At 61.5% G+C, this 23,200-nt stretch carries 26 protein-coding genes; 4 read left to right on the top strand and 22 right to left on the bottom strand.

Going from position 1 to position 23,200, the window contains the following annotated elements; translation table 11 throughout:
* Positions 1 to 47 precede the first annotated feature (47 nt).
* Positions 48 to 623 (top strand): xanthine phosphoribosyltransferase, encoded by a 576-nt coding sequence (locus H8S62_RS05490; protein WP_155148110.1) that lies wholly within the window; start codon positions 48 to 50, stop codon positions 621 to 623.
* A 52-nt stretch (positions 624 to 675) separates the two neighbouring features.
* On the opposite strand, the gene H8S62_RS05495 is transcribed toward H8S62_RS05490, so the two are convergent.
* The 6 genes from H8S62_RS05495 to H8S62_RS05520 form a co-directional block, all read right to left on the bottom strand.
* Entirely contained in the window at positions 676 to 1,044 is a 369-nt protein-coding gene (locus H8S62_RS05495; RefSeq protein ID WP_155148112.1) for a hypothetical protein, read from the bottom strand.
* A 15-nt stretch (positions 1,045 to 1,059) separates the two neighbouring features.
* Positions 1,060 to 1,593 (bottom strand): hypothetical protein, encoded by a 534-nt coding sequence (locus tag H8S62_RS05500; protein ID WP_186918732.1) that lies wholly within the window; start codon positions 1,591 to 1,593, stop codon positions 1,060 to 1,062.
* 8 nt (positions 1,594 to 1,601) lie between these two features.
* Positions 1,602 to 3,155 carry a DUF4153 domain-containing protein gene (locus H8S62_RS05505; protein WP_186918733.1) on the bottom strand — a complete coding sequence of 518 codons (1,554 nt, stop codon included), beginning with the start codon at positions 3,153 to 3,155 and terminating at the stop codon, positions 1,602 to 1,604.
* A 98-nt stretch (positions 3,156 to 3,253) separates the two neighbouring features.
* Positions 3,254 to 3,487 carry a helix-turn-helix domain-containing protein gene (locus H8S62_RS05510; protein ID WP_186918734.1) on the bottom strand — a complete coding sequence of 78 codons (234 nt, stop codon included), beginning with the start codon at positions 3,485 to 3,487 and terminating at the stop codon, positions 3,254 to 3,256.
* Between the two features lie 12 nt (positions 3,488 to 3,499).
* Positions 3,500 to 4,051, bottom strand: coding sequence for a DUF2975 domain-containing protein (locus H8S62_RS05515; RefSeq protein WP_186918735.1), 552 nt, complete (start codon positions 4,049 to 4,051; stop codon positions 3,500 to 3,502).
* 174 nt (positions 4,052 to 4,225) lie between these two features.
* Positions 4,226 to 4,960 carry an NAD-dependent protein deacylase gene (locus H8S62_RS05520; protein WP_186918736.1) on the bottom strand — a complete coding sequence of 245 codons (735 nt, stop codon included), beginning with the start codon at positions 4,958 to 4,960 and terminating at the stop codon, positions 4,226 to 4,228.
* A gap of 163 nt (positions 4,961 to 5,123) precedes the next feature.
* Between H8S62_RS05520 and H8S62_RS05525 the strand changes: the two genes are divergently transcribed.
* Positions 5,124 to 5,924: a TetR/AcrR family transcriptional regulator gene (locus H8S62_RS05525; protein ID WP_155148124.1), complete on the top strand. Its 801-nt coding sequence runs from the start codon at positions 5,124 to 5,126 to the stop codon at positions 5,922 to 5,924.
* Positions 5,925 to 5,970: 46 nt separating this feature from the next.
* On the opposite strand, the gene H8S62_RS05530 is transcribed toward H8S62_RS05525, so the two are convergent.
* The 8 genes from H8S62_RS05530 to H8S62_RS05565 form a co-directional block, all read right to left on the bottom strand.
* Positions 5,971 to 6,144, bottom strand: a complete 174-nt coding sequence (locus H8S62_RS05530; protein WP_155148126.1) for a FeoB-associated Cys-rich membrane protein — start codon at positions 6,142 to 6,144, stop codon at positions 5,971 to 5,973.
* Between the two features lie 41 nt (positions 6,145 to 6,185).
* The gene (gene feoB, locus H8S62_RS05535) at positions 6,186 to 8,639 is read right to left on the bottom strand and encodes a ferrous iron transport protein B (RefSeq protein WP_186918737.1); all 2,454 of its coding nucleotides are present in this window, start codon (positions 8,637 to 8,639) and stop codon (positions 6,186 to 6,188) included.
* Positions 8,640 to 8,861: 222 nt separating this feature from the next.
* Positions 8,862 to 9,326 carry a CD1247 N-terminal domain-containing protein gene (locus H8S62_RS05540; protein ID WP_155148129.1) on the bottom strand — a complete coding sequence of 155 codons (465 nt, stop codon included), beginning with the start codon at positions 9,324 to 9,326 and terminating at the stop codon, positions 8,862 to 8,864.
* Positions 9,327 to 9,418: 92 nt separating this feature from the next.
* Positions 9,419 to 9,988 (bottom strand): elongation factor P, encoded by a 570-nt coding sequence (gene efp / locus H8S62_RS05545; protein ID WP_155148131.1) that lies wholly within the window; start codon positions 9,986 to 9,988, stop codon positions 9,419 to 9,421.
* Positions 9,989 to 10,090: 102 nt separating this feature from the next.
* The gene (locus tag H8S62_RS05550; RefSeq protein WP_186918738.1) at positions 10,091 to 11,155 is read right to left on the bottom strand and encodes a M24 family metallopeptidase; all 1,065 of its coding nucleotides are present in this window, start codon (positions 11,153 to 11,155) and stop codon (positions 10,091 to 10,093) included.
* Between the two features lie 27 nt (positions 11,156 to 11,182).
* Entirely contained in the window at positions 11,183 to 12,025 is an 843-nt protein-coding gene (locus H8S62_RS05555; RefSeq protein ID WP_186918739.1) for an RsiV family protein, read from the bottom strand.
* Entirely contained in the window at positions 12,022 to 12,870 is an 849-nt protein-coding gene (locus H8S62_RS05560) for a TIM barrel protein (protein WP_155148137.1), read from the bottom strand. Before H8S62_RS05560 ends, H8S62_RS05555 begins: the two co-directional genes overlap by 4 nt.
* The gene (locus H8S62_RS05565; protein WP_186918740.1) at positions 12,867 to 13,379 is read right to left on the bottom strand and encodes a YqeG family HAD IIIA-type phosphatase; all 513 of its coding nucleotides are present in this window, start codon (positions 13,377 to 13,379) and stop codon (positions 12,867 to 12,869) included. The genes H8S62_RS05560 and H8S62_RS05565 overlap by 4 nt, the downstream gene beginning before the upstream one ends.
* A gap of 105 nt (positions 13,380 to 13,484) precedes the next feature.
* Between H8S62_RS05565 and H8S62_RS05570 the strand changes: the two genes are divergently transcribed.
* Positions 13,485 to 14,261 carry a glycoside hydrolase family 18 protein gene (locus tag H8S62_RS05570; RefSeq protein ID WP_243141709.1) on the top strand — a complete coding sequence of 259 codons (777 nt, stop codon included), beginning with the start codon at positions 13,485 to 13,487 and terminating at the stop codon, positions 14,259 to 14,261.
* 100 nt (positions 14,262 to 14,361) lie between these two features.
* Here the strand turns inward: H8S62_RS05570 and rpsU are convergent, their stop codons facing one another.
* From rpsU to H8S62_RS05600, 6 genes are all read right to left on the bottom strand, one after another.
* Entirely contained in the window at positions 14,362 to 14,544 is a 183-nt protein-coding gene (gene rpsU, locus H8S62_RS05575) for a 30S ribosomal protein S21 (RefSeq protein WP_155148144.1), read from the bottom strand.
* A 154-nt stretch (positions 14,545 to 14,698) separates the two neighbouring features.
* A complete protein-coding gene (locus tag H8S62_RS05580) occupies positions 14,699 to 15,079 on the bottom strand; it encodes a VOC family protein (RefSeq protein ID WP_186918741.1) in 381 nt (126 codons plus the stop codon).
* A 4-nt stretch (positions 15,080 to 15,083) separates the two neighbouring features.
* Entirely contained in the window at positions 15,084 to 17,516 is a 2,433-nt protein-coding gene (gene leuS, locus H8S62_RS05585; protein WP_186918742.1) for a leucine--tRNA ligase, read from the bottom strand.
* Between the two features lie 252 nt (positions 17,517 to 17,768).
* Positions 17,769 to 19,190, bottom strand: coding sequence for a DUF4179 domain-containing protein (locus tag H8S62_RS05590; RefSeq protein WP_186918743.1), 1,422 nt, complete (start codon positions 19,188 to 19,190; stop codon positions 17,769 to 17,771).
* Entirely contained in the window at positions 19,183 to 19,665 is a 483-nt protein-coding gene (locus tag H8S62_RS05595; RefSeq protein ID WP_155148152.1) for an RNA polymerase sigma factor, read from the bottom strand. Before H8S62_RS05595 ends, H8S62_RS05590 begins: the two co-directional genes overlap by 8 nt.
* A gap of 128 nt (positions 19,666 to 19,793) precedes the next feature.
* Complete coding sequence (locus tag H8S62_RS05600) at positions 19,794 to 20,285, bottom strand: GNAT family N-acetyltransferase (protein WP_155148154.1); 492 nt, start codon at positions 20,283 to 20,285, stop codon at positions 19,794 to 19,796.
* 96 nt (positions 20,286 to 20,381) lie between these two features.
* Between H8S62_RS05600 and H8S62_RS05605 the strand changes: the two genes are divergently transcribed.
* Positions 20,382 to 20,993 (top strand): TetR/AcrR family transcriptional regulator, encoded by a 612-nt coding sequence (locus tag H8S62_RS05605; RefSeq protein WP_186918744.1) that lies wholly within the window; start codon positions 20,382 to 20,384, stop codon positions 20,991 to 20,993.
* A 137-nt stretch (positions 20,994 to 21,130) separates the two neighbouring features.
* Here the strand turns inward: H8S62_RS05605 and rsfS are convergent, their stop codons facing one another.
* Both rsfS and H8S62_RS05615 read right to left on the bottom strand, forming a co-directional pair.
* Complete coding sequence (rsfS, locus tag H8S62_RS05610; RefSeq protein WP_155148159.1) at positions 21,131 to 21,490, bottom strand: ribosome silencing factor; 360 nt, start codon at positions 21,488 to 21,490, stop codon at positions 21,131 to 21,133.
* Between the two features lie 36 nt (positions 21,491 to 21,526).
* Complete coding sequence (locus tag H8S62_RS05615; RefSeq protein ID WP_186918745.1) at positions 21,527 to 23,173, bottom strand: LCP family glycopolymer transferase; 1,647 nt, start codon at positions 23,171 to 23,173, stop codon at positions 21,527 to 21,529.
* Positions 23,174 to 23,200: the final 27 nt, after the last annotated feature.

Below are 23,200 nucleotides of genomic sequence, written 5' to 3' on the forward strand. Positions count from 1 at the left end.
TCATCTCTGAAACGGAGCTTGAACGGTATTTTTGAAAGGATTGTAACATGGACGAGCTGAAACGACGTATCCTGAGCGACGCCGAAGTGGGCGAGGGCGATATCATCCGGGTGGATATGTTCCTCAACCACTGCATGGACATGGATCTGGTTGAGAAGGCGGGCTCCGCCCTGGCCAAGCGCTTCAAGGGCGAGAAGATCACCAAGGTCCTCACCGCAGAGAGCTCCGGCATCGCCGTGGCCTGCTTCGTGGGCCGGGCCCTGGATGTGCCCGTCATCTACGCGAAAAAGTTCCAGACCGGGTATATCGATCCCGAGGTCTACTCCACCGAAACCCATTCCTTCTCCCTGGAGAAGTCCTATACCCTGCGGGTCTCCCGCCGCTACCTGGAGGAGGACGACAGAGTCCTCCTGGTGGACGACATTCTGGCCAACGGCCAGGCCATTCTGGGCCTTGCCGAGATCGTCTCCAAGGCCGGGGCCGAGGTGTCGGGCGTGGCCGTGGCAATTGAAAAGGCCATGCAGGAGGGCGGCAAGGTCCTGCGCCGTATGGGCCTGCGGGTGGAGGCCCTCGCCACTGTGGAGCGGATTGAGGACGGCAGGATTATCCTGGCCGACGACTAAACATTTTAAATTTCCAGCACAAACGGGATGCCCGCCGGGCATCCCGTTTGTGCTATCCCTTAACGTATCCTGCGACCAATATCCCCTGCATCAGAAGCAGCGTATGCGGAAGGGCGCCCCATGCGCCGATTTTCAGCGGCAGGGAAAGAAAATAAAACCCACCGCCGCTCCAATAAAACCAATTCCATATAATTGGTATCTGGAGAAAAGTCATGATGATTACCGAAATCTGAACGGCTGCCTTTTTCCCGCTGATATAGCTCAGCCATGATGCAATCGCAGCCATGAGCCAGACAATTCCCGCCAACTTGGTCAGCGCCTTTCCAAAGTCAGACAGAATATAGAAGCCGGCGCCTGATACGCAGAGCGTAAGGTAGACGAAGACAAATATCCGCCTGGCCGATGAGGTACGAATTTTCATATCGGCTCCCCTCCCCTACGTGTCCAGGGTGAAGTAATACAGCGTATTTTCGTCCAAGTCGTAAATCGCGAGGGAAAAATTGAAAGAATGGCGTGAAAACAGCTCAGAATCGTCCTTTTCGTCCGTACTTTCTCTGTGGCGGTCCAGGAAGCAGTAAAAACCGTTCCGAATGGCGGAAATTTTCGGTATTTTGCCCGCTTCGTCCTCAGTCAGGCAGCCGTCCACGGCCCCGCTCAGATTCGCTGTGAGGGGCAGGGGCTCCCAGCCCTCCCGGCCCGTGATCGCGCCCGCCAGCGCCTCCGCCGCTTCGCCCTCGAAGCGCAGCTCCAGATAGGCGCGCCCGTCCCCGTGGAAACCGCCGTGGGTGTCCAGATGCTCCACCACCTGCCCGGCGGAGAGGTTCAGGCCCAGCTCGCGGGAGGCCTGGGACAGCTCTCCGCTGCATGCGGCCGGCAGGCTCAGGGTCAGGACGGTGCTGAGCAGGGCCATCAGGCGCCGCAGGACCGTCTTTCCCTGCGGCAGCAGCCCGCCGGGAACCGTTTTTTTCATGGCCTGCCTCACTTTCGTCCGCCTATGGCGGCCAGCTGGGCCGAGACCGACCAGCTCCGCCAGTCGGCGGCGTCCGCGGCGGCACGGTCGCGGCGCTGGGCGATTAGCTCCTCCAGCGTGCCCTCCCAGTAGTGGTATACCCGCATATCGCCGGGCAGCTCCTCCAGAATATCCAGCGTATCGTAGGACTGAAAGGCCAGATAGGGCAGATCCATCACCGCGTCCTGATTCTGTTGGTAAAGACTCACGTTGTACCGCGTCACGATACGGTCCACATTGATAAAGTTGAGCGCCAGCCAGCCGGCAAGCCCGGCGGCGAAGAGCACTTTGAAGAAAGAGAAGGACTTTTTCCAGATCTTCAGCAGGGCCGCCGTGAAGAAGACTGCCAGCATCAGCATTCCCCAGTAGGTCAGCGCCCGCTTGAAGGAGAGGCCGTACTCCGTCACATAGAGCGTCATGCGGCAGGCGGCGGAGCCGAGCATGACGAAGCTGGAGGCCACCAGCACCGTCGAAAGCGCCCGCACCGCCGTGAAGCCCTTGCCCTCCCGGCGGCAGATCTGGAGGCAGGCCATGACCAGCGTCAGGTTCAGCCCCGCCACTCCCACCAGCTGGAAGAAGCCGCTGCGGGCGTACTCGGCATGGCTTATCCCCGTGACCGCCAGATACCGCTCTCCGCCGAAGAGGGCGGCGAACTGGACGGCGATAAAGAAGAGATACAGCGCGTCCATCACCACCAGGACGGTGACGGGGGCGATGGCGTCAAAGGCGAAGAGCTTCCCCCGCTCCTTCTTTTCCGCCAGCGGCTCAGGCCGCCGGACGGAGTAGAGCAGGCCGAAGAGGAACGGCGCGAGGCAGAGCGCGGCCAGCAGCCGGCCCACCCAGGCGCCCATATGCCGGCTGAAGAAGTCCACGGCGCCCCCCGCCAGATGCGCGAAGAGGGCGTCCGCCGAGAGGAGCATGGGTACCGTCACCAGCAGGAGCAGCACCGCCGCACCCAGCCCCAGCAGCAGGTAAATGCCCCGCTTCTTCCCCTCCCCCTTTACTGTGGAGGCGGCTTTCCAGGACGCGCCCAGGCGGCAGAAAAGGCCGTCCACCGTCAGCAGGAAGCGCTCCCAGAGCATGGTGGGGAGATACCAGGGCCGCCGGGCCGCTCCCGACCACTGGTGTGTCTGCACCATCAACAGCACCGGCAGGGCCAGCAGGTTCACACCCCGGAACCAGTCGTTGGAAAAAAGGGCGAAGGTCAGCGCCAGCAGGCAGACCGCGCAGAAAAGGAGCAGGCTCTCCCGCTTCAAGAGGCCCTCCGCCCCCCGGTACCAGAGGAGGACGGCGTACCACGCCGCCACCAGCGCCGGAACCACCAGCCCGGGCCCACAGCTGAAGACCGAGATGACCATCTCCACCAGGAGCAGCGACAGCAGCAGGGCCAGGGGGAGCAGACCCCGCTCCTTTCCGTCCGTCTCATACACCCGCGGCGCCGGGGCGGCAGCCTTGGGCTGGCAGGCAGGGGACGTATCCGCTCCGGGCGTCACGGCCGCTCTGTGCAGTTCTTCCATACTCATGTGAATTCATCCCTTTTCTTTTCCATTTTCGGCGCAAAAACCCCGCCCGCCGGGGGCGCCCTCTCCCCGCCGGGCCGATAAAGGCCGCTGTCCAGTTGCTACTCCGGGGCCCCCGCCTCGTCCAAATCGCCCGGAACATACTCCAAAATGTCTCCCGGCTGACAGTCCAGCGCTCTGCAGATGGCCTCCAGCGTGGTGAAGCGGACCGCCTTCGCATGGTTGTTCTTAAGGATGGAGAGATTGGCCAGTGTCAGGTCCACCCTGGAGGCCAGCTCGTTCAGGCTCATCTTGCGGCGGGCCATCATCACATCCAGATTGACGACAATGGGCATCCAGCCACCCCCTTAAATGGTCAGGTCATTCTCTTCCTTCAGCTCTGCGGCCTGCCGGAAGAGGGCGGACATGACCATGCACAGCAGCCCCGCCATAGTGAAGATGGGGATAAAGAGAGCGTTGTAGGTAAAGAGCGGGAAAATTGCGCCGTAATAGAAAAAGCCCCATACCATCCGCAGCAGAGCGGCCAGTGCAATCAAAAAGCAGCAGACGGCGGCCCGCCTCATATTCCGGGCATTCGCCCGGGAAAAGGGGCTCTCCTCAATAATGGACCCGAGCAGGCGGCGGCCCTGCCAGAGAAGAACGGCGGTGCAGCTCCCGCAGAAGAGAAGAAACAGGGTCAGGGCGGCGGTATTTTCCGCCTGCCACACCCAAATCCAGTAGGTCAGGAATTCCCAAAAGATGCGCCCCGTCTCATAGCGGTACAGCTCCAGCACGCCGTGAGGACTATACATCCCCACCAGTCCGGGCACCAGAATCAATGCAACCAGATTGCAGAGAAAGGTGATGGTCACCAGCAGCCTGAGCACCTTTGCCAGCCTGACCACGCCTGTCTTTTCCATGGGAAACCCCTCCTTGTCCATGGTGACATCATAGCACCGAGTTTATCGCATGTCAATTATTTTTTATTGTTTTTCGATAAATTGTTTGGCTAAAAAGGGCCGCCGTAGGGCGGCCCTCCAACGGAGACGGCAGTATGGGGCGATATGTGAGGCGTTCCTGATTTTCCTCGCCTATCAAAGGGACCCATTCACCCTGATCGCCCCCAGCACCCCGCCAATCGGTGCGGCGATGAGCAGATCGGCGCTGCTGTCGTATGGAGTGGGGCTCTTGTTGATAAGCACCAGCTTTTTCCCGCCGTAGTAGTTGACCAGGCTTGCCGCCGGGTAGACCGCCAGAGAGGTACCGCCGATAATCAGCATATCCGCGCCCCGGATATGGTCCAGCGCCCGTTCCAGGGTGCGGCCGTCCAGAGCCTCCTCATAGAGCACCACATCGGGCTTAATCCGGCCCCCACAGGTGCATTTCGGCACCCCGGAGGAGGAAATAATATCCTCCAGAGAGTAGAACCGGCGGCATTTTTCACAGTAATTGCGGTGGACGGAGCCGTGGAGCTCCAGAACCTCCCGGCTGCCTGCCGCCTGGTGGAGCCCGTCGATATTCTGGGTCACCACCGCGGTCAGCTTCCCCGCACGCTCCAGCTCGGCCAGCTTTCTGTGGGCTGCGTTGGGCTCAGCATTTGGAAAGAGCATTTTATTGCGGTAAAAGCGGTAAAATTCCTCGGGGCGCGCCTGGTAAAATGTATGGCTCAATATGGTCTCCGGCGGGTAGTCGTACTGCTGGTGGTAGAGCCCGTCGGTGCTGCGGAAATCGGGAATTCCGCTCTCTGTGGACACCCCCGCCCCGCCGAAAAAGACGATGCGGCTGCTCTTGTCAAACCAGTTTTGCAGCGTATCCATCTCATGTCCCATCGCAAACAGCTCCTCTCTCCCCATATCATAGCACGATCCCCAACGAAGTCCAGGCTTTTCTTGCCCGGGCGGCGGCGGCAGGAAGTCTTTTCTTCCTATCTTGACAAATCCTGCCTTTTTCCGCTATACTGGAACCAGCGAAACGAAAGAGGGGTGCTGCGCCATGACCAACGCCATGCGGAAGTTGGAGCTCAGGGAGCGGATACAGGCGGCGGCAAAGACCGTCTTCCTGGAGAAGGGCTACGCCGAGACCAAGATCAACGACATTGCCAAGGCGGCGGACATCTCCCCCTCCACCATCTATCTCTACTTCTCCGGCAAGAAGGACCTCTTTTCCTCTCTGAATATCCAGCAGGCGGCGGACATCCGCCCGGAGTTCGAGCGCAAGCGGGAGGAGATCTGCCGCACCGCCCTGCATATTTTCGGGCAGGAGGGCTTTGAGCGCACCACCATGGACGCCATCGCCGTGCAGGTGGGGCTGTCCAAGGCGGCGCTCTACCAGTACTGTGACAGCAAGGAGGACCTCTTCCTTCAGGTGCTCCGGTATTACGTGGCGGGCGGAATACGTGTCCCGGACGGGTCCCGCTCGGACGACGACGACTGGCGCGCCTATCTGCGGGTTGTGGCCAAGGGCTGCCTCTCCGGGGCCAGGAAGCCGGATCGGAACGCCTTTCTGGGTACGGTCATTCGGGATTCCAACAAGTTTCCGGCATTCGGCGCGGCCTACTACCAGTACAGCTATCAGGCCGCCCGGAAGAACATCGTCCGTTTTCTCACCATCCAGCAGGAGCGGGGCCTCATCCGCCCCGGCGCCAACCTCCGGGACTGTATGGATGTGTTTATGGGGTCCCTTATGTCCTATGTGGTCATGTACCACATCATCGGCGGCGTGGAGTGCGACGTGGACGAGGATACCTATATCAACCAGACGGTGGACATCTTCGTCCGGGCGCTGAAGGCCTGAGCATGATTAAAAAACGGTCTCCCCCACTTGGAGGAGACCGTTTTTCCTATTTGCGGCTCTTGCGGTGGTCACAGGCGGAGCCGCAGCTGGAGCAGTCGCCGCCGCAGGCGCCCCCGCAGCCGCCGCAGTCCCCCTTCATCTGGCGGCGGATATGCCGGACCAGATAGACGACCGCCCAGAGAATCAGGGCCGCCACCGCGATATAAATCAAGTACTTCATAGTTCTCCCTTATGGAATTCTGCCGGCTGCACGGTCCGCCGTCACACAAAGAGGCGGAAAATCAGGCTGCCGATTTGGTAGACCAGGAACGATCCGAGGTACGCCGCGCCCAATTGCCATACGATGGAGCGCAGGGTCCACTTGGTGGAGTTCATCTCCTTGTGGATGGTGGACACCGCCGCCACGCAGGGGACGTAGAGCAGGACAAAGACCAGGAAGGCGTAGGCGGCCACGGGAGTGGCGAAGGTGCCGGACAATGCCCCGGCCACCACGCTGCCAGCCGCGCCCACGGAGAACCCGTAGAAGAGGCTCATGGAGGAGACTACCGCCTCCTTGGCCACCAGGCCGGTGAGCAGGGCCACGGCGGCCTGCCACGTACCGAAGCCCAGGGGCACCAGCACGGGTGCGATAAAGCCGCCCACCGCGCCCAGGAAGGAGTCGGACGCATCCTCCACCATGGCGATGCCGCCGCTCCAGCCGAAGGACTGGAGGAACCAGAGGACCACGCTCATAGCGAGAATCAGGGTGCCCGCCTTCACCAGGAAGCCCCGGACCTTCTCCCAGACGTGGAGCAGACAGTTTTTCAGCGTTGGCATCCGGTAGGGCGGCAGCTCCAGCACAAAGGCGGCGGGCTCACCCCGGAACATGGTCTTTTTCAGAATAATGCCCGAGGCAATGGCGAAGAGCAGCCCGATGACATACAGCGAGAAGACCACCAGTCCCGCGTATTGCGGGAAAAACGCGGCGGAGATGAGGCCGTAGACCGGGAGCCGGGCGGAGCAGGACATAAAGGGCACCAGCATGATGGTCATGCGGCGGTCCTTCTCATTCTCCATGGTGCGCGCGCCCATGACGGCGGGCACCGTGCAGCCGAAGCCCATCAGCATGGGGATGAACGCCTTGCCGCTGAGGCCGAAGCGCCGCAGCAGCCGGTCCATAATAAAGGCCGCACGGGCCATATAGCCCGAGTCCTCCAGAATGGAGAGGAAGAGGAACAGCAGGGCGATCTGGGGCAGGAAGGTGAGCACCCCGCCCACGCCGGCGATCACCCCGTCCACCAGCAGGCTGGTGACCCAGGGGGCCACCTCGGCCGCAGCCAGCGCCCCGGAGACGGCCCCTCCCAGCATCCCCACAAGAGCCTCCACCCCGTCGGACAGGAACTGCCCGGGGCCGAACGTGAGGGAGAACATGGCCAGCATCATCAGCAGGAACACAGGGACGGCGAACCACTTGTGGGTGACGATGGAGTCGATTTTATCGGAGAGGGTCAGCTCCCCCGCCTTGCGGCCCTTCTGGACAGACACGCTGGCCACCCGCTGGATAAACTGGTAGCGGGCGTCGGCGATCAGGGTCTCCCGGTCGCCCAGGACATAGGCGTTCTCATACTCCTCGCAGACTGCCTCCAGAGCGGCCCTGGTGGCCTCGTCCAGGTTCAGGGACTTCTCCACCAGGGCATCCCCCTCGATGAGCTTCACGGACGCCCAGTGGGCGGGAATCCCGGCGGCATAGGCCCGGTCGTGAATCAGCTCGCCCACCTCGTGGTGGATGAGGTGGGTATAGTCGTCGTAGAGATCGTCGGGCTCAATGGTCACGCCCACATGCATCTGCTCATGGGCGATACGCAGCAGCTCCTGAATATTCTCCCCGGTGCGGGCCGCAATGGGCACCACGGGTACGCCCAGGAGCTTTGAAAGGCGTCCGCAGTCCAGCTTGTCGCCGTGCTTCCGGGCCTCGTCCATAAAGTTCAGGGCGATCACCATAGGCCGCTCCAGCTCCAGCAGCTGGGCCGTCAAGTAGAGGTTGCGCTCGATATTGGTGGCGTCCACGATGTCGATAATGGCGTCGGGGTGCTCGCCCACGATGAAGTCGCGGGCCACAATCTCCTCCATGGAGTAGGGGGACAGGGAGTAGATACCCGGCAGGTCCACCACCGTGACGCTCTTACCGTCCACGCTGGCCTTGCCCTCCTTCTTCTCCACCGTCACGCCGGGCCAGTTGCCCACGTACTGGTTGGAGCCGGTGAGGGCGTTGAAGAGGGTCGTCTTGCCGCAGTTGGGGTTGCCCACCAGAGCCAGCTTCATCTCCCGGGTGTCGTGGCTGGCCCAGTCCCGGGCCGTGCCGCCGTGCTCCGCCTCCTCGTGGGCGTGGGCCGCGTTCATGCGGCGGAGGGTCTCCTCGTCGGGGATCCGCTGGACCATGCCGGAGCGGCGCTTCCGGGTGTCCTGACAGGCCTGGGCCTCGGCCCCTGTGGCCATCAGTATCTGCGCGGCGTCCTCTTTGCGCAGCGAGAGCTCGTATCCCCTGAGGTTTACCTCAATCGGGTCCCCGAAGGGGGCGATCTTGCGGACCATAATCTCCGTGCCGGGGGTCAGGCCCATGTCCACCAGGCGGCGCTTCACGGGTCCCTTCTCATTGCCCACCCGGAGGATGATGCCCTTTTCGCCCGGCGCCAGGCTCTCCAGGGTGCTTTTCTGCTGCTCCGTGGCTTCCTTCATCCTTATCCCATCCATCTCAATGTTTGTCTCAGCTAACTGCCAGAGCTATTATACCTCCATCTGCGCAATGGGGCAAGGGGTTCCCACAGTTCTTTTCATATTTCATATCGCCTGGTGCTGAATCTCTATCCTTTCAGGGCGCTGCCGCAGCGCCCTTCTGCCCCGCATAAGGGTTCAAAAAGCCCGGCATCCGAACTGGATGCCGGGCTTTCTCAGCGGTTCTTACTCGTGATCGTGATCATGGTCGCAGCCACAGCCGCAGCCGCAGTCGTCGTCCTCACAGCCGTTCACGTCGATGGCGAACTTGGAGTCGCAGGCGGGGCAGGTGATGCAGCCGGCCGCCAGCACGCTCTCGTCGATGGTCAGGTCCGCGCCGCAGTTGGGGCACTCTACCTCGAAAAAGTCCTCGTCCTCATCCTCGTCGCCGCAGCAGCAATCGTCGTCATCCTCATCCTCGTCGTCTTCCTCGAAGATGACCTCCTCCACATCGCTGAGGTCGTCGGAAATGGCGTCGATCTCCTCGCCCATGGCCTCGATGCTGTCCTCCAGGTCCTCGATGGACATGCCGACTTCCTCCAGGATACCGATGATGTGGGTGAGAAGCTTGCCCTCCTTGGAATTCTCGGCGTCGATGTCCAGCCCGTCGGCCAGGCCCTTCAGATATGCGACCTTCTCAGAAATAGTCATAATGTTCTCCTTTTAATTGAGGCCGCAATGGCCGTATTTCGGCGGGGCCCAGCCCCGCCCTGCCGCTGGTCTTATCCGTCCGCTCCCGGCGCTCAGGCCTTGCAGCGCTCCAGGTAGTCGCCGGTGCGGGTGTCGATCTTGATCTTGTCGCCCGGGTTGATGAACAGGGGCACCTTGATCTCCGTGCCGGTCTCCAGGGTGGCGGGCTTGGTCACGTTGGTGGCGGTGTCGCCTTTGAAGCCGGGATCGGTCTCAGTGACCTCCAGCTCCACGAAGGTGGGGGGCTCGACCATGAAGATCTTGCCCTTGTAGGAGTTGATCTTACAGACCATGTTCTCCTTGACGAAGCGGAAGCTGTCGCCCAGGGTGTCGGCGCCGATGGGCACCAGGTCGAAGGTCTCGGGGTCCATGAAGTAGTAGAGGTCGCCGTCGTTATAGCTGTACTCCATGTCCTTGCGCTCCACATAAGCCTGCTCAAACTTGGCGGTGGGGTTGAAGGAGGTCTCAGTCACGCCGCCGGTGATGACGTTCTTCATCTTGGTGCGGACAAAGGCGGCGCCCTTGCCGGGCTTCACATGCTGGAATTCGACCACCTGCATGACCTGACCGTCCATCTCAAAGGTCACGCCGTTGCGGAAGTCACTGGCAGTAATTGTAGGCATTGGTATTCATCCTCCAAAAAAGTGTATCTACGGGTGCTGCTCAGAAATTATCAAGTTATTTTACCTTATTTTGCCCCGTTTTGCAAGGGTTTTTCCCCTCTTTTAGAGAATAATCAAGTCCTTGGGGGCTTTTGTCAGGTTCACACAGCCGTCGGCGGTAAAAATGGTCACATCCTCTATGCGCACGCCGAATTTTCCGGGCAGGTAGATTCCCGGTTCGGCGGAGACGGCGGCGCCCAGGGGAATAACGTCCTCGCAGGTGGACCCGGCGTTGGGGGCCTCGTGGATTTCCAGGCCCACGCTGTGGCCGAAGCTGTGGCCGAAGTATTCCCCGTATCCCGCGTCCTCAATCACTCTGCGGGCGGCGGCGTCCACACTCTTGCCGGTCACGCCCGCCTTCTCGGCGGCGATGCCGGCCAGCTGGGCCTCCAGCACCACGGCATAGACCTTCTTCATCTCCTCGGTGGGCTCCCCCACCGCCACGGTGCGGGTCATGTCGGAGCAGTAGCCGCCGTAGACGCAGCCGAAGTCCATGGTGACGAACTCGCCGGACTGGATTGCCCGGTCGCTGGGGACCGCGTGGGGCAGGCTGCCGTTGGGGCCGGAGGCCACAATGGGGTCGAAGGACATCTTCTCCGCGCCGAAGCGGAGCATATCATAGGTCAGCTTCGCGGCGACCTCTTTCTCCGTGACGCCGGGTCGCAGAAATTTCAAAATCTCCTCCAGGGCCTGCTCGCTGATGCGCTGGGCCTTGGTCATAAGGGCGATCTCCTCCTCATCCTTGGCGGCGCGGAGGGCGCCCAGCAGCCCCTGGGCGGGGACCAGCTCGCAGGTAAAGGCGTCGGCGAGCTGGCGGTATTGGGCCACGGTCATATAGCCGTCCTCAAAGCCCAGCTTCTCAATGCCCAGATCGTCAATGGCCTTCTGGATGAGGATGCGGTAGTTCTTGGCACGGTCGGTCATGGTGACGGAGATCCCGGTGACCTGCTTTTCGGCGGCCTCGATGTACCGGGAATCGGTGAAGTAGCGGCACTCGTTCTTCGCCACCACCACATAGCCCTCTCCCTTGAAGCCTACGGCGTAACGCTCGCCGGGTTCGCTGGAGACCAGCATGGCGTCGATACCATACTCGTCCAGTCTGGCCGCGATCTGCTTGAGATGATTCATCATAAACACTCCTCATGAAATAAATATTTAATCCTGCCACTGGGCCTTCAGCTCCACAGGCAGCTCCACAGCAAAGCCGCCGTATGCGCCATAGGACGCCTCATATTTGTCAAAGCTGATAATGACCCGGTCCCCGGCGAGATAAAACTCAAATTGGTCCAGAGGGTACTCCTCCAGCTTTTCAAAGTAAATAGCTCCCTCTTCCCGCTCGCTCTCCCGGACGGCCTCCAGAATCAGCTCCCTGAGCCCGTCCTCCGTCCCCTCCACCAGGTCGGTCAGCTTCAGAAGCTCACCGGTATCGGTGCGGAAGGTATAGCTGTCGCCCCCGTAATCATATACGCCGCCCATGAACCATTCATAGGTGATGGAGACGCACAGCAATTCTTCCGTATGGGTAAGAACCCTTGCGTAATTCTCATAGAGATAGCTATCACTCCCCGCCGCTTTCTCTAACGCAGATTCCCAAGCCCAGAGAAGATTGTCGTTTTCCGGAGAAAAGAACGACTCCTCCAGCGCTTCAAAGCAGGCGTTTATCCTGCCGTAGCCCTCCGTATCCTCCGGAAATACGGGAATTTCAAAGAAAGCACTGAGATTCAGCCCCTGTGGGTCCAGCGTTGTGCGGCGGATTCCCGTCTCCTCGTCGAGAACCGACGTTCTCCGGTAGAGCAGTTCAGGCGGGTCCGTCTCCCCGGTCGGAGCGGGGGACAGGGCAGGGGCCGGTTCAGGCGGCTGAGCCTGTGTGGAAACGGGAGCCGGAGGCGGCGGCGCGTCCGCGGTCCGCTCCGGCGGCGGCGCGGGGCTCTGCTCCGCTCCACAGCCTGTCAGCAGCAGCACCATGCAAAGGCACAGGATCCAATCCCTCTTTTTCACAAAAACCCCTCATAGGCCCGCTTCATCGTCAGCGCGTCCTCCGCCTGGGTGCCGGCCGATTCGCAGATGATGGTCGGGCTCCAGCCCCGCTCGGCCAGGGCGCGCATCAGCGGCTCGTGGGCGGGGCCGTACTCCTCCTGGGCGAAGGTGAGGTGCACTTTCTCGCCGCCGCCGGGGGTGAACTGGATGCAGGAGAAGTGGCTGTGGAAGCGGGATGCCCGCTCCTCCCCCAGCTCGGCGCGCATCCGGTCCAGGATGTGGGCCACCGCCCCGGCGCTGCCGTCCAGCTCGCCAAGGGTGCGGGCGTAGAGGTGGCCGAAGTCCACACAGGGCAGAAGGCGCTCGTCCACCTGGCACAGCTCCAGCACCTCGTCCAGGTCGCCAAACTGGTTGATTTTTCCCATGGTCTCCATGCACAGGGCAATGTGGCCGTACCCCGCGCCGTCCACCCGCTTCACAATCTCGCCCAGATTGCGCACGGCGATGCCGGCGGCCTCCCGCCGGGTACGCTTCATCAGCGCGCCGGAGTGGACGGTGACCCGCCGGGCCCCCATCCAGTCGGCGGCCCGGCAGGCGGCGACGATATAGCCAGCCGTCTTCTCCAGGCTCTCGGGGTCGGGGTTGGCGGGGTTGACGAAGTAGGGGGCGTGGAGGGACAGGACGATCCCCTGCTCCGCCGCCCGGGCCCCCAGAGTACGGGCGGTCTCCTCGCCCACGTTCACGCCCTTGCCGCACTGGTATTCGTAGGCGTCCAGGCCTATCTCGCGAAGCCAGCGCGGGGCGTCTACAGAGGATTTATAGGGGAAGGAATTGGAATTGCCTGCCGGGCCAAATAATACGCTCATGTGTCTCTCCTGTTGTTTCGTCTTCCCAGGGCGCGGAAGGGCGTCTCCGCGGCGTACCGGAGGTAGCGCCCGGGATTGCCCCTGAGCTCGATGGGCTCCACCATAAAGGCCAACACGCCGGAGCGCCTGGCGCCCAGGATATCGGTAAAAATCTGGTCCCCCACCATAGCGGTCTCCTCCGGGGTGCGGCCCATGGCCTCCATTGCGCGGAAGAAGCCCCCGGTCCCGGGCTTGCGGGAGCGGCCCTGGCAGGGGATGCCCAGGGTCTCCGCGTAGTGCTTCACCCGGGCGGGCTTGCGGCTGTTGGAGAGGAGGAAGAGGGTCACGCCCTCCGCCGCCAGAGCGGACTTCCAGTTCAGAACAGCCTGGTCCGGCTCGGGTTGTCCATACTTCGCCAGGGTGTTGTCCAGGTCGGCCAAAAGCAGAGTAATCCCCCGGCGGCGCAGGGCCCGGGGCTCAATTTCAAAAATACTGCCGTACACCCGGTCGGGCACGAGGGAAAAGGGCATTGGGTCACCTCTTAGTTTCTGAATTTCACTTCTGATTATGTGAGCGTCTGCATAGAGTGGATTATATCATTTCAGCTGATTATGGACAAGGGGGTACCTTCCATTATGCTTTCCAAATCCCATCTCATCCTCACTGTTCCTCCGGCGGACAGCCGGACGGCAAGCGCCCTGGGCCTGCCGCTGGCCCACACGGCCTACCGGGTGGGCGGCGGGCCCCATCTGTTCCGGGCCAATATGCCGGTGGCGGTCCGGGGCGGTCTCATGGTCATTGACGACAGCGGCTTTGACGGAATGGGGGAGTCCACCCCCTTCTGCCACGAGGTCATGCGGGAGTGCGCCGCCCGGGGGTTCGACGGCGTCATCTGCAAATTCGCGGCCCGGCCCCTCACGGTTTTGAGTACCATCGTGACCGAGCTGGGCGAGCTGATGCACAAGCGGGGCTGGCCCCTCTATGTCACCGAGCCCTACGCCCGCTTCTCCGACAAGGCCAAGGTGCTGATCTCCTCCGCCCTCTCGGGCGGCTCCCTCCAGCTGCGCCTGATGGAGGCCGCGGAGCGTTACGGCGCGGGTCGGGTGGCTCTGGAGGTGGAACGGGTCTGCCAGGATTTCTTTCTCCCCTCCCCAACCGGCCAGGGCGTGGACCTCACGCCGGAGGAGCTGCGGCGCCGGATGGAGGAGCTGGCCCCCTCGGTTTTCTTTTCAAGCGAGCTTTGCGCCCATTACTTTACCTATATGTCCCCCCAGAGCGGGGCCCACTTCATCCTTTTCGACGACGCGGGGAGCATCCGCAAGAAACTTCACATCGCCCGGAGCCTGGACATCTCCGACGCGGTGCTGGCCTATCCCCAGGTCTCCGATCTGCTGACCGAGATTCTGGAATAGCCACCCGCAAAAGAGCTGCAAACCGTGCGCACGGCACCCGCGGGACGCTCCGGCAGGGACGACAAAAACCCCGCAACCTTACGGTTGCGGGGTTTTAACCTTAATAGAACTTCTTTTTGTTCTTGCGCGCAGCCTCAGACTTCTTGCGGCGCTTGACGCTCGGGCTCTCGTAGTGCTCACGCTTGCGCACCTCGGCCAGGACGCCCGACTTCGCGCAAGTGCGCTTGAACCGCTTCAGGGCATTCTCCAGCGATTCGCCATCCTTTAAACGGACTTCCGACATTGATTTCCCCTCCCTCCGACGCGACAGAAGCCTCTGCCGCGAAAGGGCCACAGGCATAGGCGGTTACGCCTAGATATGGCTTTAACAGTAGTATTATATGCAAAATTCAGAATCTTGTCAAGGATATATTTTTTTCCGGGCGAAACATACTTGTCTACCGCTCCAGGAAAAATTCCAGCTCCTCCCCCGCGGGACCGGTACAGAAAGCGATTCGTATCGGGTACTCGCCGCCCAGGCGCTTGTCCACTGGCTCAATAAAAATTTCGCAGCCGGCCCGGCGGACCCGTTCAGCGGCCGCGTCCACATCGTCCACCGCAAAGGCGATATGGGCGAAATGGCCCTTTTTCAAATCCGCCGCGCCGTTGGCCGTGACCTCCAGCAGAACGTTGCCCAGATTCAGCATGGCACCGCGCTCCGCCCCGGTGCCCCAGGTGCGGACCACGCCGCAACCCAGGACACGGCCGTAAAAATCCAGCACCTCTTCAAAATTCTCCTCGCCCCGAGCCTTGAGGGAGATATGATGAATGCCCTTCATCCGCTTATACCCTGGGTTTTACAATCAGGTTGACCAGCTTGTTTTTGACGAGGATGACCTTTACGATGTCCATTCCGTCGGTAAACTTCGCCACCTTGGCGTCGGCCAGGGCGGCGGCGACCACCGCATCCTGCTCGCTGTCCATGGGGACGGTGACGGTGGAGCGGAGCTTGCCTCCCACCTGGACCGCCATATTCACCTCGGCGGCCACGGTTTTGCTCTCGTCATAGGCGGGCCAGGGCTGCTGACAGGCCATGCCGCCAAACTTGCCGGCATAGCCCAGGTTCTCCCAAAGCTCCTCCACCATATGGGGCGCGAAGGGGGAGAGCATCATCAAAAGCGCCCCCAGGTCGCCCCTGGTGAGGCCGTTCTGGTAAAAATCGTTGACCAGTGCCATCAGGGCGGCGATGGCGGTGTTGAACTTCATGGCCTCAATATCGTTGGAGACCTTCTTGATGGCCTTGTGGAGGGCGCTCTCGTTGGCGGCGGAGTACTCCATGGAGTCTTCCGCCATGTCGGAGAGGTTCCAGACCCGGTCCAGGAAGCGCTTGCAGCCCTTGACGGCATTGGCGCTCCATGCGGCGGCCTTCTCAAAATCGCCGATGAACATGATATAGAGCCGCATGGTGTCCGCGCCGTACTCGGCGATGACGTCGTTGGGGTTCACCACGTTGCCCCGTGACTTGGACATCTTCTCGCCGCCCTCGCCCAGAATCATGCCGTGGCTGGTGCGCTTGCGGTAGGGCTCCTTGGTGGGGACCACGCCCAGGTCGTAGAGGAATTTGTACCAGAAGCGGGAGTAGAGCAGATGCAGGGTGGTGTGCTCCATACCGCCGTTGTACCAGTCCACCGGCGCCCAGTAGTCCATGGCCTCCCTGGAGGCGAGGGACTCTCGGTTGTGGGGGTCCATATAGCGCAGGAAATACCAGGAGGAGCCGGCCCACTGGGGCATTGTGTCGGTCTCCCGCTTGGCGCTTGCGCCGCAGCGGGGGCAGGTGGTGCTGACCCAGTCGGTCATCTTGGAGAGAGGGCTCTCGCCGGTGTCGGTGGGCTCGTAGCTCTCCACGTCGGGCAGGAGGAGAGGCAGGTCGTGCTCGTCCATGGGCACCCAGCCGCACTTCTCACAGTAGATCATGGGGATGGGCTCGCCCCAGTAGCGCTGACGGGAGAAGACCCAATCCCGCAGCTTGTAGTTCACCTTTTCCTCGCCGATGCCCTGCTCGGTGAGCCACTTGGTGATGACGGGGATGGCCTCCTTCACGGTCAGGCCGTCCAGGAAGCCGGAGTTTACCATAACCCCGGTATCGTCCTTGAGGGTGAAGGCCTCCCGCTCCACGTCGCCGCCCTTGACCACCTCGATGATGGGCAGGCCGAACTTCTTGGCGAAGGCCCAGTCGCGGGTGTCGTGGGCGGGGACCGCCATGATGGCGCCGGTGCCGTAGGTCACCAGGACGTAGTCCGAGATGAAGATGGGGATCTCCCTGCCGGTGACGGGGTTGACGCCCCGCACGCCCTTCAGCTCCACGCCGGTCTTCTCCTTGTCGGCGGTGAGCTCGCTGCGTTCAAAATCGCTCTTGCGGGCGGCCTCCTGCACGTAGGCGTTGACCTCGTCCAGATTGGACAGCTTTTCCGCCCACTTCGCAACAAAGGGGTGCTCGGGGGCGATGACCATATAGGTCGCGCCGAAGAGGGTGTCGGGCCGGGTGGTGAACACGCGGAGCTTGTCCCCCTCGGTGGTGCCAAAGTCCACCTCCGCCCCGGTGGAGCGGCCAATCCAGTTCTTCTGCTGGGTTTTGACCCGCTCGATGAAATCCAGGTCGTCCAGGTCGTCGATGAGGCGCTGGGCGTACTCGGTGATTTTCAGCATCCACTGGCTCTTCTCCTTGCGGACCACGGGGGCGCCGCAGCGCTCGCACACGCCGTCCACGACCTCCTCGTTGGCGAGGACGCACTTGCAGGAGGTACACCAGTTCACGGGCATGGTGGTCTTATAGGCCAGCCCCTTCTTGAAGAGCTGGAGGAAAATCCACTGGGTCCATTTGTAGTACTCGGGATCGGTGGTGTTGATAACCCGGTCCCAGTCGAAGGAGTAACCCAGCATCTGCAGCTGTTTTGTAAAGTTCTCAATGTTGTCGTGGGTCACCTTGGCGGGGTGGATGTGGTTTTTAATGGCGTAGTTCTCGGTGGGCAGGCCGAACGCGTCGTAACCCATGGGAAAAAGGACGTTATAGCCGTCCATCCGCTTCTTGCGGGCCACCACGTCCATGGCGGTATAGGGCCTGGCATGGCCCACATGCAGGCCCTGGCCGGAGGGATAGGGGAACTCTACCAGCCCGTAGAACTTGGGCTTGTCGCTGTGGTTTTCACAGTGGTAGGTCTTCTCCTCCAGCCACTTCTTCTGCCACTTGGGCTCAATGGCGGCAAAATCGTACTTCATCTCTCGCACTTCCTTATATGACGATGTACGGCGGGGGCAAGCCCCCGCCCTACACGGCGTTTAATCCCTGCTATTATAATGGAAGTCCGTAGAGATTGCAAGCCTTTGGGAGGAAAAGGGCGGGGACGTGGGACTGCCCGGCGAGGGCGCCGGGCACCACGGGGGATTTAAGACGGCGGGGCGGGCGGCTGAGGGCATGGAAACCGGACAGCCGCGCCGTCCAGGCGGATGGCGCGGCTGCCTCTATCTCTCTTATTTCAGCGCAATGGTGACAGCCTTTTCGGGCAGGAGCTCGTAGCGCTCGGGCCAGAAGGCCAGTTGGGCGAGCCGCTCCAGGTATCCCTCCGGGAGGTCAACGCCGGTCTCGATTACGGTCACGCTGCCGTCGGCGCGGTTGATGAAGCTGTCCCGGTAGGCTTCCGGCGCGCCGGCGCCAGTGAAGAGGCGGTTCCCCTCCCCGTCCAGCAGTTCTACGGGGGGGACGCACTGGGACACGTTGATGACCGCGCCCTCGGGCCGCCAGGTGAGGACGATTCGCCCGTCCCCCACGGCGCAGTCCGTCAGGACATAGCCGCCGTCCGGGTTCCCCTGGCCAACGGGCAGATCATCCGCGTCCACGACGACTCTCGGCGCGCCCCCCGCAAAATTGCGGCGGACGGGTACAATCTCCAGGTTCTTCAGGCCGCTCACGTCTCCGTACAGCTCGTAGACATCGGTGCGGTAAGGCCCCGCCCCCTCGCGGCCGTTGTTCAGCTTCCCATAGGGGATGTAGGCCCCCGTGTCGCCGTCCCGCAGGGCGAACTGGGGGGTGGTCTGAAGGCTGTCGTCCTCCCAGTAGCCCTCGGGCAGGGTCTCGCGGATGGTCAGCAGCGTCCCCAGGGGGGAGCGGTCCAGGGAGAGAACCTCCAGCCGCTCAAAGTTCCGGCTCTGGCCCCACAGGAAGAATTTTTGTCCCTGGGCCAGCCGCTCGCTCTTTACCAGATGGGCGGTGAGGGGGACACTCCACTTGACGGGCATCTCCGTCCCCTCGGCGGCGGGTCCGCCGCTTTCCTCGCCCTCCGTCCAGGAGGGGGCCGCCCGCAGCTCCAGCGCCTCTCCCTCCACGGGCGGGCGGTCCAGCAGGAGCCGGGCCTCGCCGTACAGAGTTTGGGCGTCGGTCAGGTACTGCTGGCCGCTGTCGTAGCGCCCGGCGGCGAGGCGCTCCTTCCCGGCGTACAGGGAGAACACGGGCGAGAGCCGCCTGGCCTGCCACAGGTCGGGGGCCTTCGCCGAGATGGAGCCGTCCCGCTCGGACCATGCCTCCATCGGCGCGGCGGAGTTGACGGAGTAGAAGACGGTGCAGAACTTGCCGTCCATGGCCACCCGGTCGATGGTGAGCACGTCGCCGTTCTCCGCCGTGGCAGTGAGATTCACCTCCCGCGCGTACTGCTCGTAGACCTCCGCCTGGCCCAGGAGCCGGTACTCCTCCCTGCCCCGGAGGAAGTCGAACACGCCCAAGGAGTATGCCAGTGCAACCGTCGTCAGCAGCGCGGCGGCCAGAACGGCGGCCAGGACGGTTCGCCCCCGGGGGGGCCGGGGCCGGGCCGGGTCGTCCATGGTTCGCCAGAGCCGGTCCAACTGTGCCCGGGTGGGGCCAGCATGTGCCATCTCTCTCCGGTAGTTCTGCTTAATCATCCTCATACGCCCCTTTCAGCCGCTCCTTCAGCATGGCGCGGGCGCGGTACAGGCGGGACTTTACCGTCTGCTCACTCTTACCCATGACCCGCGCCGTCTCCTTCACGCTCAGTTCCTCATAGTAGTAGAGGTGCACCGGCACCCGGTACTGGGGCGGGAGGGCCAGCACCGCCTCCAGGACCCCGTATTCTTCCGGGCCGTCCCACGCCTCGCCGGGCAGATTTTCGTCCAGGGGCTGCGTCCGCCGCCGCCAAGGGGAGCGGTGCAGGCTGGCCGCGCAGTTCGCCGTCACCCGCAGCAGCCAGGCCCGGCAGTGCCCGTCGTCCCGGAACTCCGGCGCCGACCGCACCAGGCGGAGGAAGACCTCCTGCATCACGTCCTCGGCGTCGTCCCGGTTCCCGGTGCGGGCATAGGCCAGGCGGAATACCGATGGGGCGTGGGTCTCCACGATCCTTTTGAGCGCTTCCCGTTCCAATGCCCCGCCTCCTCTCTTCTATATCATACACGCTTTCGAGGAGGGATTGGTTTCAAAATAAAGAGACAAAGGGAAATTGATATGGATTGCCGAATGACGGAGGCGCGGGGCGGCACAGAGGCCGCCCTCTACGGTTGGGTCACGAGGTCGTGGGACACCTGCTTTATATAAACGCCAGTTTCTGTATCAAAGATAAAACCGCATGAGAGCAAAAGGCCGCAAGAGGCTTTATTTTCCGGTTCCGGCTGTACGACGATTCGCTTGGCGTCGTCGTGATTCATAATCTTTTCTGTCAGGGCCATTACAATTTCTTTTCCGAAGCCCCTGCGCAGGCAGTCTGTCTCCCCGATCATATAGTCAATGCTATAGGAACCGCCCAGCGCCGTATAGCCTTCCCAAAGCTCGTCGCTGTCCTCGCAGGCGTAGTATTGGCAAAAACCGACGGGCCGTCCCTCATGCTCCACCATGAAATGATGAAGCCAGCGGAAATCACTGTCCTGCTTTTCAGCCTCCTCTATCCAATCCTGCGGATCATGATACCACTTTGCAACGTGAGGTGTGTGCAGCCAGCTTTTGAATAGGGGCAGATCATCGGTTTTCATCTGTCTGAGAACAATCACATCCAATACGCCTCCTAACACGAATTATAGTTCTTGTTTGTATTGCGGCTACCCTCTTCGCGTAGTATACTGCTATTGAAAGGCGGTGGCTTTTTCATGCCGGATATCAGAACACCTCAGCAGACCCGTTCAATTGAAAAGAAGGACAGGATCATCAAGGCAGGCTTTGAATTGTTCTGCGAACAGGGCTATTATAGAACCACCACGACGCAGATTTGCCGAAGGGCCGGTATTTCAACCGGCGCTTTGTACAGCTATTTCAAGGATAAAAAGGACATCTTTATTGCGGCTTTTACGGATTTTCTTGAGGGGGAGTATTTTAATAGGCTTCTTGCCGCCCTCAGCGATTTTAGCGAACAGTTCAGCATTGATTCATTTTTAGATGAATGCGTCCATGTTTTAACCGAAATATACCTGAACTCCTATGCTGCCCTGACGGAATTGGCAAATATGCAATTAGAGGATCAGAAAATTATGGATAAGTTCAGCCGCTTTGAAGATATTTTTATGGCGGCAGTTGTGGACGCATTGGCGGCGCATAGCATTAAAACAGATAATCTGCCTGAAAAATACTATCTTGTTTATATTTTAATAGAGACATTGGCGCAGGAAAAATTATTTCATAACCACAATACGGTTGATTATGAGACACTGAAAGCAGAAGCTTACCGCATTATCAAGGGTTATCTGTTACTGGAACAAGGCTGAACTTTGTCCCAGGCCGGTCGGGTACAGCAAAGGCCGGGCGCTTCGTGATGAGCGCCCGGCCTTTGTGTTAAAATCAACTGGATTTTGCCTCAGCAAAACGCTTGTGACGCGCCACCTGGCGCGGATATCCGCAAAGCTTAGTTCTCCGTCAGCACACCGCTGAGGTCCACCGGCTTGGCGTCCCCCCAGAGGCGCTCCAGGTCGTAGAACTTGCGGGCCTCATCCATGAAGATATGGACCACCACGGATGAGAAGTCCAGCAGCACCCAGGTGCCGCCGCGGTGCCCCTCGATGTGGTGGGGCGGCTCGTCCAGGTCCTTCATGGCCTTCTCGCAGTACTCGGAGAGGGCCTTCACCTGGGTGGTGGAGGTGGCAGTGCAGATGACGAAATAGTCGGCCAGAGTGGTCAGGTCGGCGGTCTCCAGGACCTTGATATCAATGCCTTTTTTGCTGTCCAGCGTCTTGGCGATGGTCAGAGCGGTTTCTTTCGGCGTCATAGAAGCGAAAACCCCTTTCATGGGTCAATTTTTGAGTTACAGGCCCGGCGTAAAGACGGGTATTCCCTCCGGTATGCCGGGGTCCGGTTCGGGCGCGGGGGACGGGCTCTCCGCCGGGGGCTGGGATTCGCCGGGTGTGGGGGAAGGGCTCTCCTCCGGCGGCAGGCTCTCGCTGGGAGTGGGCTCCGGCGGCAAACTCTCGCTGGGGCTGGGGGCGGGGTTGTCGGACGGGGAGGCGGAGGGACTGGGCTGCGCGCTCGGAGAGGCGCTGGGCTGGTCCGACGGAGAGGCGCTGGGCGGCGCGGAGGGCGAATCGGACGGCGCGGGAGAAGCGGAAGGCTCCGTACTCTGGCTGGGCTCCGGGCTGGACGAGGGCTTGGAGGAGCCGCCGCCGCCCAAGATCCATTTATTATAGCCGGTGTCCTGAAGGACGCCGCCGGTACACCCCAGGGTGCCGTCCTTGTTGACGAACATGATGTCCAGCTCGCTCTTGCGCAGGTCCTCCTTATAGGGATTGAAGTGGGTGTTGACCACCTCCACCAGCTCATCCACGACGGGCACCACGTAGGACTGCCTTCCGTACTTTTTGGTGGGCACATACTTTCCCTCGTTGGGCATAGTGACGAAGGTGACGTTCTCCATGCTGAGGGCGCCGCCGCTGCCGAAGACGGCCTGCTGGGCGAAGTATGCCATATTGCCCACGGTGAGCTCGGTCGTCACGTTGTCGAAAAAGACCTGCGCCAGATTCTTGATGGTCTCCAGGCCCTTGATGGGCCCCTCGGCGGTGAGGCTGGACAGGCACTGCTCCAGCATGGCCTTCAGGAAGGACTGCTGGACCTTGATGCGGCCCAGGTCGCCGTCGGGGTAACCGGAGTTGAGGATATTGCCGTTGTCGTCGCTGTCGTGGCGGTAGCGCAGAAGCTGCATGGCCTGGCTGCCGTTGAGCTTCTGGTAGCCCTTCTGCAGGTCGATTTTGAAGTGCTGGGTGAGGTCGTTATAGTACATCCGGCGGGGCACGTCGAAGCTCACGCCCCCCACGGCGTCCACAATCTCTCCCACGGCCTCCCACTCCACCACAAAGGTGTAGTCGGGCTGGAAGCCCACCAGCTCCGCGATCTCGGCCTTGAGGGCGTCCATGCCGTCCTCGCCGCCGCCGTACATGTTATAGACAGAGTTGATGCGCTTGATATCCCAGGAGACGTTGACCATGGTGTCCCGGGGGATGCTCATAACGGAGACCTTCTGGTTGGGGATGTCGTAGGAGCAGAGCATCATGGTGTCGGTGTTGCCGCCGCCGTAGGTGTCGCGTCCCACCAGGAGGAAGGTATAGAAGTCCTCCTTCCGGTCGCCCGAGGGCTCGTCCACCGGTTCTCCCGTGGGGTCCACGCTGGCGGTGGGGCTGACCGGCTCCTTGGTGGGCCGCCCGGTCTGCTGCACCTGCTCCGGCTTCTGGATAAAGACCGCCAGGAATATCCCCACGGCCACGATGAGGCCCGCAAGGACCATGACGATGATGTAGCCCACAAAGAGGGCCTGCTGCTTGGGCGTGCGCTTCTTTTTCGGCTTTTTGGTCTTCGGGGGCTTGGCGCCGCCCGCCGCGCGGGGCTCCGTCTCCGCCGCGGGCGGCGTGGCGTCCTTCGCCAGCCGGGCGCCGCCCTTCTTTTTATTCTGATCTGGGTTCATCCGGTCAGTTCCTTTCTCTCGCAGCGC

The sequence above is a fragment of the Lawsonibacter faecis genome (assembly GCF_014287675.1).
Taxonomy (GTDB): domain Bacteria; phylum Bacillota; class Clostridia; order Oscillospirales; family Oscillospiraceae; genus Pseudoflavonifractor; species Pseudoflavonifractor faecis.

What these genes read in the sequence shown, in the direction of transcription:
- H8S62_RS05490 (WP_155148110.1), top strand. Translation starts at nt 48, where the DNA reads ATGGACGAGCTGAAACGACGTATCCTGAGCGACGCCGAAGTGGGCGAG.
- H8S62_RS05495 (WP_155148112.1), bottom strand. Translation starts at nt 1,044, where the DNA reads ATGAAAATTCGTACCTCATCGGCCAGGCGGATATTTGTCTTCGTCTAC.
- H8S62_RS05500 (WP_186918732.1), bottom strand. Translation starts at nt 1,593, where the DNA reads ATGAAAAAAACGGTTCCCGGCGGGCTGCTGCCGCAGGGAAAGACGGTC.
- H8S62_RS05505 (WP_186918733.1), bottom strand. Translation starts at nt 3,155, where the DNA reads ATGAGTATGGAAGAACTGCACAGAGCGGCCGTGACGCCCGGAGCGGAT.
- H8S62_RS05510 (WP_186918734.1), bottom strand. Translation starts at nt 3,487, where the DNA reads ATGCCCATTGTCGTCAATCTGGATGTGATGATGGCCCGCCGCAAGATG.
- H8S62_RS05515 (WP_186918735.1), bottom strand. Translation starts at nt 4,051, where the DNA reads ATGGAAAAGACAGGCGTGGTCAGGCTGGCAAAGGTGCTCAGGCTGCTG.
- H8S62_RS05520 (WP_186918736.1), bottom strand. Translation starts at nt 4,960, where the DNA reads ATGGGACATGAGATGGATACGCTGCAAAACTGGTTTGACAAGAGCAGC.
- H8S62_RS05525 (WP_155148124.1), top strand. Translation starts at nt 5,124, where the DNA reads ATGACCAACGCCATGCGGAAGTTGGAGCTCAGGGAGCGGATACAGGCG.
- H8S62_RS05530 (WP_155148126.1), bottom strand. Translation starts at nt 6,144, where the DNA reads ATGAAGTACTTGATTTATATCGCGGTGGCGGCCCTGATTCTCTGGGCG.
- feoB (WP_186918737.1), bottom strand. Translation starts at nt 8,639, where the DNA reads ATGAAGGAAGCCACGGAGCAGCAGAAAAGCACCCTGGAGAGCCTGGCG.
- H8S62_RS05540 (WP_155148129.1), bottom strand. Translation starts at nt 9,326, where the DNA reads ATGACTATTTCTGAGAAGGTCGCATATCTGAAGGGCCTGGCCGACGGG.
- efp (WP_155148131.1), bottom strand. Translation starts at nt 9,988, where the DNA reads ATGCCTACAATTACTGCCAGTGACTTCCGCAACGGCGTGACCTTTGAG.
- H8S62_RS05550 (WP_186918738.1), bottom strand. Translation starts at nt 11,155, where the DNA reads ATGAATCATCTCAAGCAGATCGCGGCCAGACTGGACGAGTATGGTATC.
- H8S62_RS05560 (WP_155148137.1), bottom strand. Translation starts at nt 12,870, where the DNA reads ATGAGCGTATTATTTGGCCCGGCAGGCAATTCCAATTCCTTCCCCTAT.
- H8S62_RS05565 (WP_186918740.1), bottom strand. Translation starts at nt 13,379, where the DNA reads ATGCCCTTTTCCCTCGTGCCCGACCGGGTGTACGGCAGTATTTTTGAA.
- H8S62_RS05570 (WP_243141709.1), top strand. Translation starts at nt 13,485, where the DNA reads ATGCTTTCCAAATCCCATCTCATCCTCACTGTTCCTCCGGCGGACAGC.
- rpsU (WP_155148144.1), bottom strand. Translation starts at nt 14,544, where the DNA reads ATGTCGGAAGTCCGTTTAAAGGATGGCGAATCGCTGGAGAATGCCCTG.
- H8S62_RS05580 (WP_186918741.1), bottom strand. Translation starts at nt 15,079, where the DNA reads ATGAAGGGCATTCATCATATCTCCCTCAAGGCTCGGGGCGAGGAGAAT.
- leuS (WP_186918742.1), bottom strand. Translation starts at nt 17,516, where the DNA reads ATGAAGTACGATTTTGCCGCCATTGAGCCCAAGTGGCAGAAGAAGTGG.
- H8S62_RS05590 (WP_186918743.1), bottom strand. Translation starts at nt 19,190, where the DNA reads ATGATTAAGCAGAACTACCGGAGAGAGATGGCACATGCTGGCCCCACC.
- H8S62_RS05605 (WP_186918744.1), top strand. Translation starts at nt 20,382, where the DNA reads ATGCCGGATATCAGAACACCTCAGCAGACCCGTTCAATTGAAAAGAAG.
- rsfS (WP_155148159.1), bottom strand. Translation starts at nt 21,490, where the DNA reads ATGACGCCGAAAGAAACCGCTCTGACCATCGCCAAGACGCTGGACAGC.
- H8S62_RS05615 (WP_186918745.1), bottom strand. Translation starts at nt 23,173, where the DNA reads ATGAACCCAGATCAGAATAAAAAGAAGGGCGGCGCCCGGCTGGCGAAG.